The 9,012-nt window shown below is 42.5% G+C and carries 13 protein-coding genes and 1 pseudogene; 3 read left to right on the top strand and 11 right to left on the bottom strand.

The annotated features are described in order from the left end of the window. Positions 1 to 44: 44 nt before the first annotated feature. Positions 45 to 983, bottom strand: coding sequence for an aldo/keto reductase family protein (locus tag PWYN_RS15460; protein ID WP_036653914.1), 939 nt, complete (start codon positions 981 to 983; stop codon positions 45 to 47). A 166-nt stretch (positions 984 to 1,149) separates the two neighbouring features. On the opposite strand from PWYN_RS15460, the gene PWYN_RS15455 reads away from it, so the two are divergent. After that, positions 1,150 to 1,494: a winged helix-turn-helix transcriptional regulator gene (locus PWYN_RS15455; RefSeq protein WP_036653913.1), complete on the top strand. Its 345-nt coding sequence runs from the start codon at positions 1,150 to 1,152 to the stop codon at positions 1,492 to 1,494. Positions 1,495 to 1,836: 342 nt separating this feature from the next. On the opposite strand, the gene PWYN_RS15450 is transcribed toward PWYN_RS15455, so the two are convergent. The 3 genes and pseudogenes from PWYN_RS15450 to PWYN_RS30450 all read right to left on the bottom strand — a co-directional run bounded on the left by PWYN_RS15450 (position 1,837) and on the right by PWYN_RS30450 (position 3,207). Beyond that, positions 1,837 to 2,613: a Cof-type HAD-IIB family hydrolase gene (locus tag PWYN_RS15450; RefSeq protein WP_036653912.1), complete on the bottom strand. Its 777-nt coding sequence runs from the start codon at positions 2,611 to 2,613 to the stop codon at positions 1,837 to 1,839. Between the two features lie 149 nt (positions 2,614 to 2,762). After that, positions 2,763 to 2,969, bottom strand: a pseudogene (locus tag PWYN_RS15445) (manganese catalase family protein); the annotation flags it as partial. 31 nt (positions 2,970 to 3,000) lie between these two features. Further along, entirely contained in the window at positions 3,001 to 3,207 is a 207-nt protein-coding gene (locus tag PWYN_RS30450) for a helix-turn-helix transcriptional regulator (RefSeq protein ID WP_036653911.1), read from the bottom strand. Positions 3,208 to 3,425: 218 nt separating this feature from the next. Between PWYN_RS30450 and PWYN_RS15435 the strand changes: the two genes are divergently transcribed. Further along, on the top strand, positions 3,426 to 3,656 hold the full coding sequence (locus PWYN_RS15435; protein ID WP_036653910.1) for a helix-turn-helix domain-containing protein: 231 nt from the start codon (positions 3,426 to 3,428) through the stop codon (positions 3,654 to 3,656). Between the two features lie 230 nt (positions 3,657 to 3,886). Here the strand turns inward: PWYN_RS15435 and PWYN_RS15430 are convergent, their stop codons facing one another. From PWYN_RS15430 to PWYN_RS29620, 6 genes are all read right to left on the bottom strand, one after another. Beyond that, entirely contained in the window at positions 3,887 to 4,285 is a 399-nt protein-coding gene (locus tag PWYN_RS15430) for a LytTR family transcriptional regulator DNA-binding domain-containing protein (RefSeq protein WP_036653909.1), read from the bottom strand. A 17-nt stretch (positions 4,286 to 4,302) separates the two neighbouring features. Beyond that, complete coding sequence (locus PWYN_RS28730) at positions 4,303 to 4,446, bottom strand: cyclic lactone autoinducer peptide (RefSeq protein ID WP_084146753.1); 144 nt, start codon at positions 4,444 to 4,446, stop codon at positions 4,303 to 4,305. Between the two features lie 7 nt (positions 4,447 to 4,453). After that, entirely contained in the window at positions 4,454 to 4,969 is a 516-nt protein-coding gene (locus PWYN_RS15425; RefSeq protein ID WP_036653908.1) for an accessory gene regulator ArgB-like protein, read from the bottom strand. Then, positions 4,962 to 5,588 (bottom strand): hypothetical protein, encoded by a 627-nt coding sequence (locus PWYN_RS15420; protein ID WP_052088023.1) that lies wholly within the window; start codon positions 5,586 to 5,588, stop codon positions 4,962 to 4,964. The genes PWYN_RS15425 and PWYN_RS15420 overlap by 8 nt, the downstream gene beginning before the upstream one ends. Positions 5,589 to 5,699: 111 nt before the next feature. Next, complete coding sequence (locus tag PWYN_RS15415; RefSeq protein WP_036653907.1) at positions 5,700 to 5,945, bottom strand: hypothetical protein; 246 nt, start codon at positions 5,943 to 5,945, stop codon at positions 5,700 to 5,702. A 141-nt stretch (positions 5,946 to 6,086) separates the two neighbouring features. Next, a complete protein-coding gene (locus tag PWYN_RS29620) occupies positions 6,087 to 6,254 on the bottom strand; it encodes a hypothetical protein (protein WP_169744123.1) in 168 nt (55 codons plus the stop codon). 146 nt (positions 6,255 to 6,400) lie between these two features. Between PWYN_RS29620 and PWYN_RS15410 the strand changes: the two genes are divergently transcribed. Then, complete coding sequence (locus PWYN_RS15410; RefSeq protein ID WP_036653906.1) at positions 6,401 to 6,619, top strand: helix-turn-helix domain-containing protein; 219 nt, start codon at positions 6,401 to 6,403, stop codon at positions 6,617 to 6,619. 18 nt (positions 6,620 to 6,637) lie between these two features. Here the strand turns inward: PWYN_RS15410 and PWYN_RS15405 are convergent, their stop codons facing one another. Further along, positions 6,638 to 9,007: a hypothetical protein gene (locus PWYN_RS15405; protein WP_036653905.1), complete on the bottom strand. Its 2,370-nt coding sequence runs from the start codon at positions 9,005 to 9,007 to the stop codon at positions 6,638 to 6,640. Positions 9,008 to 9,012 lie beyond the last annotated feature (5 nt).

The following is a 9,012-nucleotide window of genomic DNA, read 5'->3' as shown; positions in this document are numbered from 1 at the left end:
ATTCCTCCATTTATAAGTACATTAAATTTGATTAGTCTATGAAATTAGACTAAAATATCTTCAACCCGCTTCAGAACCTCTTCCGTAAGCTCGATTCCTGAGGCTTTCACATTCTCCTCAACCTGTGACGGACGACTCGCTCCGACCAGTGCACTGGAAACGTTTGGTTGTCGAAGGATCCAGGCTAAAGCAAGCTGACCTACTGTAAGGTCGAGCTCAGAAGCGACCTTCCCAAGCTGCTGTACTTTCGCTATCTTTTCTTCCGTAATTCCATTTCGCATCCAATCCAGCTTAGCCGCGCGGCTTTCCGCCGGAACATCGGTTACCGAGGCATATTTTCCGGTCAGCAAGCCCTGAGCCAGTGGGGAAAATACAACCTGACCTATCCCTTTGCGTTCACCTAGAGGAATAACTTCCTTCTCAATATATCGTTCGAACATGTTGTAGATAGGCTGATTTACAACAATCTTGTCGAGTAAATATCGGTCGGCTATAGACAATGCCTCTGTCATCTGCGCAGCTGTCCATTCACTGACACCGATATAGAACACCTTGCCCTGACGAACCAAATCATCAAGCGCACGTAATGTTTCTTCAAGAGGAGTTTCTGGATCGAAACGGTGGCAGTATAAAATATCTACATATTCCGTTCCCAACCGCTTCAAGCTTGCATGACACTGCTCAGTAATATGCTTGCGGGAGAGACCTCGGTCATTAGGCCCTTCACCCATAACCCCGAACACTTTCGTCGCAAGTACATAAGATTCACGGGAGTATGCTTTTAACGTCTCACCCAAAACCTTCTCCGCTGCACCCTTTTCATACACATTTGCTGTGTCAAAGAAATTGACACCTAGGTCGTAAGCGGTTTCAATCGCCTTAACTGCATTTTCATTTTCTACATAACCACCGTATGTCAACCAGCTGCCCAGACTAATCTCACTAACTTTAACTCCACTTTGGCCTAATCTTCTAAACTTCATTCTTTTTTCCTCCTCATTAGATAGCTTCTCTATCCTCTTACCACGGATCCCTTTTCATTCTAGAGTAGTTTGTATATAATTTAAAGAAGTGAAAAAATGTTCATTATATTATATAAAATATACTTACTATACAAGAGTATAGTGGAATAGAGCAGGAGGAGATCATGTGGAAGCAGCTAATGCGTCAAGAAATTATGTCCCGAAAGTCCCTGTTAATATTGATTGTAATGTTGAAAAAACACTCGATGTTCTCGGAGGAAAATGGGCTTTTCTAGTCCTACGAGAGTTGTTCGACGGCACCAAACGTTTTGGTGAGCTGCAACGAAATATCAAATGCATCAGTCCTCGCGCATTAACGAATACACTTCGCCATTTGGAAGATCAAGGTGTGCTTGAACGTCATGCTTTTCCGACGGTTCCCGTAACGGTAGAATATACTTTAACCCCCAAAGGTGTAGATTTGCACCAGATTTTGAAGGAAATGAAGCTTTGGGCGGCGAAGTGGACATAGGACAGCCGATCAATGAAATCTGATCGAAATCACATCCGCGCAAATTATTAACAAGAAGACTATGATGAGTTTCAGTTGGAGTACTGGTTCACCTGAGGTGAACCTTTTTGATTTGTAATCGAAAACTTGCCGCTTCATTCATCGCGCTGAACCGTATCACATGCTGGAGAATTCTCCTTGGGAGATCCACAAAAGCTGTTGGAATGGTACTTTTACATCATCAATTGTCTTATTTTAGAGGAAGTTGATAAGGAAAAGTACGGGTTACCGGATGTGGACTTCTTAATGCGATTATTGACAAACGGGAAACGCTAGTTCAATCTTTCAAATGATAGAGCCCTTTTATAACAGCCCGACCATACGTAATCCCTCAATAATGCCGTTATCGTCCACGTTCCTGGTTACATAAGTCGCCGCTGCTTTTACCTCATCCCTTGCGTTGCCCATTGCGATACCGTGTCCGACGAATCCCAACATTTCAATATCGTTAAGCCCGTCACCAAAGGCATAGACATCGCTCTTTTTCACACCAAGAATATTCATCATTTGAGCGATACCATTGGCTTTCGAGCCGTTCCCCGGCAATACATCCATACAGACCGGATGCCAGCGGATGAAGTTCAACTCCGGATACTCATTCACATACATGGCTTCAACTCTGTCCACAGGACAGAATATCATGGCTTGGTATATATCGTGATTTAGGAAATATTCAGGATCATGCTGCGGCAGGGCCAGCTTCAATGAGCCGATACTCGTCTCAATATCAACATGGCTAGCAACGTTCACCTTCATTCCATTGGGGTCCATATAAGCAATGGGATGATCATGTTTCTCTGCGAACAAGGTAAGAGACTTAAGAGAGTCCATGGCGATCGGGTTCCGGTAAATTGTTTTTCCCTTATAAACCACGCACTGCCCGTTAAGGGATACGTAGCTGTCTATCTCAAACTCTTTGCGTAAATTTTCAAACATATAAGGCGCTCTTCCCGTGGCAATTGCGACGTTGTGGCCAAGCCTTTTCAGTTCGGTAATCGCTTCTCTGGTGGATGCAGCAACCTGCATATTCTCGTCATAAATCGTTCCGTCGATGTCAAAAAAAATAGTTTTTATAGTCATAATTCTCCCATGCTCCTCGGCTATCCCCGTCTAAGGGCTTTTATCCAAAAGTGTAGCCTGTTATTGGAGAGGGCGCAAGTTATCCGGTCTCTTACCCTCAAAAAAAAAGCAGCTCCGGATTCCTGACGGAACCAGTCGCCGCTTGATGATTAATACACCCGCTTATACTCCATATCCTCTTTAACAATCTCAACCGCTTCCTTAAACCTCAGGGCATGCACAATTTCCCGTTCCCGCAAGAATTTCAAGCTGTCCTGTAAATCCACATCATCCGTCATGTCGATCAGCCACTGGTATGTAGCCCGGGCTTTTTCCTCAGCGGCAATATCCTCGTAAAGATCAGCCAATGGGTCGCCTTATGTATGATGAGGCACAACTTTATTTGCTTCAATTCCAAGTAATCATGCTAGTTGGCATGTTATAAAATCTTGCTAACTTTGCCGCCAATTGAATTGAAACTTCGGACGGTTTTTCTTCGATATCCACCATTCCTTTTTCTGTAATTCCTAACATTATCGACACATCCTTTATGCTGTACCCGCGATTCTTTCTTAACTCGCATAGTCTGCTTTTATTTATAACATTTATTTTCATCAGTATACCGCTCCCCTTAATTCGTAATGTAATATTACAAAAACTCAAAAGTACTTTTTTGGCATCACATGGTATGCTATTCATGTAAATTTATCTAAACGTTTTTGAATGGGTTCGTCTGCCAGGGCGAACCTATTCCTTATGTAGTGCAGCAAGTTTTTCAGTATGATATAATTCGATCAATCACCGATCCTTTCTATTTACCATAGGAGGTAATTATGGCACTCAGCTTAGGGGAGTGCCGGCTACGCAATCTGAGGGAAGCTAAGGGATTGAGCCAATTAGCTCTTTCTGAAGCGTTGATGCAAAGATATGGCTTGTCAATTTCTGATACATCCATATCTGCTTACGAGAGGGGCAAGAAAAAACTCAACCCTCTAGTTAGTAGAGCAATATGTCTTACTCTTGGATGTGTAGAAGCCGATCTTTATGTATTCGTTGAAGCGTAGCAGGCTGGAGTAGATTTACTACTCCCCGACAGCTCGACCCGATTGAAGGAGAGGAATGCCTTTTTGTCAACGATTTTTCACCCGACGAATATATATCTATTAAATCATCTAATTATTGTAAACTCAACAGAGTTCATTTCCCCGAAAAAATCTAGTTCTTGAAAATTTTATGCCACGTTTCGACAACATCTTGCAAAGCAACAATGTTATAATATGCAAAAAAAAATGAGTCACCATATTGGCGACTCAAGAAACTTAACATTGTATGCTTCTTTCATTATCTTGGCTTTAACTTTCGCATATCCCTTTTCTGATAAAAAGCAGCCTGCGTCGTTTTCTGTTGAAAAATACGCTTTGTTATAGCCCTTGTCCATTTCACGTATATTCGAAACGTTAATCAGAACATTGCGGTCCGCTTTAATAAAATCATACCCTGTGTCGGTTAACGATGAAAACCAATATGTTAGCGATCCAATTGTATAAAAAACTCCATCAGGCGTGTGAATCGCAATACGCTTTATCGTTTTGTCTGATTCCATAAAATTTATACTGTCGATTGCTATTGAAGTAAGTTTTTTATTGCCTTTCAACGCATCGTCCACTGTTATTGTCCTAGCTACTTCATTCATTTTCCCCACTCCAGTTTTTATTTCAACAATTCTTCTGGCGTTTCAGGCTGGTGAACATAAAATACACTTGCAGTGCTCACCAGAATAACAGCCATAAGCGATAGGAGACTAGCTGCTCCAGTCCACACCTTAAACATGTTTTTGTACTTATAGATTTTCATTTGTCTATCACCTCCTCAAATTAATCAAGCTAAACGATTGTACAAAGAACGTTAGTGTTAATGTTGGATTTGATATTAAAAAACTACTGATAATAATTATTGAAGATATTACCTTTAACAATGGATAATACTTTCTCGAAATTCTGCTTTGTTTCTCAATGCGAGAAGGTGCATAAACCAATACTAAAATTAAACTTAGAATGTTTAAGGTTAGTTGCCAGAAAGTGTTTATATTCACAAATGTTATTGCTGTGAACATAGTTGTCGTTATTAAGATACACGAAACACTTGAATTTAAATGTTTCCCACCAGACACTTGTCTGAGAACAGCGAATGAAATCAGAGCAATTGCTGCCTCTTTCGTGTTACCCGTAAATATTGAAACGAGTAAAGTAAAAAAGATTATCGAAACTGTATTAATAACTATCTCCAGTGAGAATTTCATTACAGCAACGCTTGCCTGATGATCTGGCACTTTTTCTTTAATCTTCGTTGCTATCAATAGCGCGGCCCTATCAATCATCTTCTTTTTCCTTTCTACTCGAATACGCCAGCAAAAACATTGACAAGCCCATAAACAATACAATGTTTAAGTAAAGCTCTTTGAAATAAAACAATAAAGAAACTCCTGGTAAAAAGAGAACAACCAACGTAGTTAAAACAACATCCTCCAGCTTAAATCTCAACTTTTCATAATCGTATGTGAATCCCTTACCTTTTACGTAGGAAAGCCAGCATACCGGTATGATTATTATTGATGTTATAAATTGAAGCAAGTACCCATTTGAGGCATTATTATCAATACTGCTAATTGACCCAAAATAGCCGAGAAGTATAATGGTTTGTACCAATGTAAAAATAACGAATCCTGATATGGTTGCAATCACACTAAGAACCAATGGCATTTTTACTTTTAAAGCAAAGAACAATATAAAAACAATCACTAAAACCAGCGGCGCGAAACTCGGCATATCAAGTTCATTACGCAAAAGATAACTTTGCAAATTCAGAAAAAGGATAATAAACAACGCTTCCCACACATGACGCGCCCACTTAAATCGGAATAATGTCATTATGAGGAAATATAAAGCGAATGTTTCCAAGGTTGAAAAAATCATAAACAATACTGGAGTCCACGACATAAAACAACACCGCCTGACAATTTATTCAATAGCTTAAGTATATCTATCAATGTTCAACCCGTATAGTAAATTTCGCTTTTAAATACGCCGCCAGACGATGTTTTTTACCATTTACACATCGAATTCACCCCACCCTTTTTTCCTCGGTTTTTCCTTTAACGGGCTCAAATCTTTAGCAGCAACCTGGACAAGCAAAGGCTCTCCTATATCAACCTTAGCTCCTGTAATGCTCCCCGATCCATTAAGTAGTTTGAAGGTACCGACATCAATCACTACTCCCGACCTCCCACCATGGCCGCTACCGTGACCTTCTGCGATCCGTACTTGCAGGCCCTTAGACAATTCTTCTATTTTCATGGTATCACCCTTCAAATATCCAAAGTGTTATTTATGTTAAGGCCGGGCCATGCATAGCCAAGCTCTTGGCGGATATCCGCGACGGACACGCTTCCCAGCGGTACCGTTTCGGCCCCTATCCCTTGGGCCATCATCAGGCGGTCAATAAAATGATTTGTTATAAATCTGCCGAGCCTCTTCAACAGTTTTAAAATCAAACTCTGTGTACACTGCCCCCACCACCTGCCGGATCTGATCTTCGCTCCAGCCCTTTCTCTCCAACGCCGCGATAATATATCCAAGACATGCGTTATTACTCCAGATATCCATATCCGCTTATCCTCCCTAACATTTCATTGTGTTTTACTTCCTAAACATAATATAACCTTTATTAAACATTATGTCAAATGTTTTGTTTGCCTTTCTAAATATTATCTTTTATAATTTACACATATTAATAAGAAAGGAGCATGTTTATGGGCTTCTCATTCAAACCACTATGGCGGCTGCTCGTGGACAGAGATATGTCCAAAACGGAATATCGGGTATCACTTGGTATCTCTTCGGCGACCTTGGCTAAAATGGGGAAAGGCGAATATGTATCTATGGAGGTATTGGATAAGACCTGCAATCATTTTGGAGTACCATTACATGAAGTTGTTGAACACACAAAAGACGAAACCCCGCCGGCTTAAACAGCTGACGGGGTTTTGTCATTGTATCGGCTTGGGCAAGGTAGTAATAAATCGAGCATATCCGGTTTTGTTCTTAATCAAATTCATACTCCGAAATCGGGGCAGCTTAAGCAGATCCTCCAGCTCAAAGGGAGCCAGTTCATCCTTCAATTCTGCATAATTCTTTTTATCACAGCCACTTATGAGCATATAGGAGGCATTAGCACTTCTGAGCTCTTCCCGGATATACCTTAACTGATTCAAATAGTGGCAGCTTATGATGGGTTTCGCTCCGAATTTAGCCAGGCGGCTAAGGATGCCCGTCAAAAACTTTTCAGTGTTTTGGACTTGGTAAAGCTCATCAAATACGATATTTACTTTGGTCAGTTTATTGCGGTCTGGAACCTGCTGCCCTCTCGCCTGTAATGCAAGCCAGAGCTTAGTTATCCAATAGGTCGTGTATACATCGCGTTCACCGTCTGTGCTAAACATCGTTTCCGGCATTCGGATTGTAATTAGTTGATTCTTCTGCAGTTTCTTCGCCAGGTCAATGTTCCCTACAGTGGACTTTTTAAGCATCATCTCCATATAAGTATTGGCCTTGAGTTTGTTTAACCGATCTATGACCCCGGTGATAAGATGTTCCTTCGTGCCAATCAGCTCCGGGTATGACTTCGTTACGCCGTCCTCTTTGACCTTAACCTCTTTGTATTCATCCAACTCCCGCAGGCTACCAATATACTCCGCCAGGTTTTCAACCTGGGAAGCCGGTACTATATTGATGAACTTATGTCGCACCTCATGGTCCTGTAACACACCGAACACATCTCGTATACTACCTGTAGACACAAAGACCACAAGTGCCGCACTAGTTAGATAGCGCTCCATCTTGGCGCTCAGCCTGGTATCATCAGCATTGATGCTATTGATCAAGGTCATGAGCTGCGTGGTCTGTTTTTTAGCATTATCATACTGGATAAATGGATCCGCGCTGCTGCCAACCTCATTATATCCAAGGCCTTGCATGGTCTTTATGTTGCCGCAGTCAATAGTAAGTGTTTTTGCTGGAGGGAATAATGCAGACACCTCACTGCTCAGCTCGCAGTTTTTAACGTAATCAAAGATGACTACACATTCGCCCGCCGCTATTGCATCATGACTCAAATTACCGATCAAAGTGGATTTCCCTGCCCGTGTAGGCCCAATCAATACGAGAGTGAGGTTTTTATATTCGGAATCGTTACTGAGGTAGGCCGGCTGGTCATTACCCCGGAACCTATTGTCACCTATCCGCATGACACCTTGTTGCAGATCAGCCGGGACCTCTGTTTCCTGCGTCTCAACCTTATCTATAAAATCATATCGATCCAAGAGATCACGACCGGCTAAAGCCAAGAAATTGGAACACTCTTCATCCCCCATCTTATTGACGGTTGCGCCGTGCAGTAAGTAATCTGTATACCTCGTTGTTCCGCGAAACGGTCGCGGCACCAAGCTATTATCCCCCGAAACTGTATCAAAGCTCTGCGACAGGCTCCTTGCGGTATTGCGCTGCCTAAGTACGTCTACGCTCTCACTCAGCACAACTAGTTGAGTATTAACTATGGGTGCCGTGGCCTTTCGCTCCGTTGCTTCGCTGATCCTCCCTCCACCGTTGAGCCGATGTAGGAGCCCTTCAAAAGGATTCGCTGCTGATTCCTTTCGCTCACCACCCAGCACCTCACTAACCGTTGCCGCTAAGCCTGTCAGCATAGAAACAACCATACGCAGAAGATAGCCAGTGCCCATTTTGTCACGGTCTACTGGCATTCCATGCCGCACCTTCTCTATTGTTGCCCGGTATGAACTTCTCCAGGAGAATTGTGAAGTAGGCATAAGATTAATCAGCACGCTCGCTCGGTCTCCTTCCTCCATTCCCTCGATCGTATTTAGAGAAGAGGTTAACCAGTCGTTACTGCGGCGGTCTACAGCCAAGCTCAGGGCATCCTCTTTTGCATATGACAGATAATAACGGGCAGCCCCTTCTCCGAACACTGGCAGCACCTGCACTTCTTCAATGGTCAACCCTGGCCAGACATCTCCCAGTTTCTCCCGTAGGAAAGTTAGGTGCTGCCGCGGGAGGATGAAATAAAATTCAACCTTTTGCTTTTCAATATAGATCATATAGGCCACTTTTGCTGGCAGAGAGTAGGATACGGCAGTAGGTACCGCCAACTCTTTGCCAAGCACCCGGATAACTTTCTCCTCTTCCTTCCTTACAGATGCCACTGCGTTTTTATAGAGGGAGGCAATCACCCTGGCGAGTTTATGGGTATTGTTATTCCGGATCCCGTTACTGGGCTTGAGTCGAAGATATACATATTCCGGATGGATGATCTGCAGCGCCTGACTAAACTTGATTGCCTTCATACCAA

Origin of the sequence: Paenibacillus wynnii, assembly GCF_000757885.1 — a bacterium.
Classification (GTDB): Bacteria; Bacillota; Bacilli; order Paenibacillales; family Paenibacillaceae; genus Paenibacillus_AQ; species Paenibacillus_AQ wynnii.
This window is presented reverse-complemented; position numbering and strand designations above follow the sequence as displayed.

What these genes read in the sequence shown, in the direction of transcription:
- PWYN_RS15460 (WP_036653914.1), bottom strand. Translation starts at nt 983, where the DNA reads ATGAAGTTTAGAAGATTAGGCCAAAGTGGAGTTAAAGTTAGTGAGATT.
- PWYN_RS15450 (WP_036653912.1), bottom strand. Translation starts at nt 2,613, where the DNA reads ATGACTATAAAAACTATTTTTTTTGACATCGACGGAACGATTTATGAC.
- PWYN_RS30450 (WP_036653911.1), bottom strand. Translation starts at nt 3,207, where the DNA reads ATGAAAATAAATGTTATAAATAAAAGCAGACTATGCGAGTTAAGAAAG.
- PWYN_RS15435 (WP_036653910.1), top strand. Translation starts at nt 3,426, where the DNA reads ATGGCACTCAGCTTAGGGGAGTGCCGGCTACGCAATCTGAGGGAAGCT.
- PWYN_RS15430 (WP_036653909.1), bottom strand. Translation starts at nt 4,285, where the DNA reads ATGAATGAAGTAGCTAGGACAATAACAGTGGACGATGCGTTGAAAGGC.
- PWYN_RS28730 (WP_084146753.1), bottom strand. Translation starts at nt 4,446, where the DNA reads ATGAAAATCTATAAGTACAAAAACATGTTTAAGGTGTGGACTGGAGCA.
- PWYN_RS15425 (WP_036653908.1), bottom strand. Translation starts at nt 4,969, where the DNA reads ATGATTGATAGGGCCGCGCTATTGATAGCAACGAAGATTAAAGAAAAA.
- PWYN_RS15420 (WP_052088023.1), bottom strand. Translation starts at nt 5,588, where the DNA reads ATGTCGTGGACTCCAGTATTGTTTATGATTTTTTCAACCTTGGAAACA.
- PWYN_RS15415 (WP_036653907.1), bottom strand. Translation starts at nt 5,945, where the DNA reads ATGAAAATAGAAGAATTGTCTAAGGGCCTGCAAGTACGGATCGCAGAA.
- PWYN_RS29620 (WP_169744123.1), bottom strand. Translation starts at nt 6,254, where the DNA reads ATGGATATCTGGAGTAATAACGCATGTCTTGGATATATTATCGCGGCG.
- PWYN_RS15410 (WP_036653906.1), top strand. Translation starts at nt 6,401, where the DNA reads ATGGGCTTCTCATTCAAACCACTATGGCGGCTGCTCGTGGACAGAGAT.
- PWYN_RS15405 (WP_036653905.1), bottom strand. Translation starts at nt 9,007, where the DNA reads ATGAAGGCAATCAAGTTTAGTCAGGCGCTGCAGATCATCCATCCGGAA.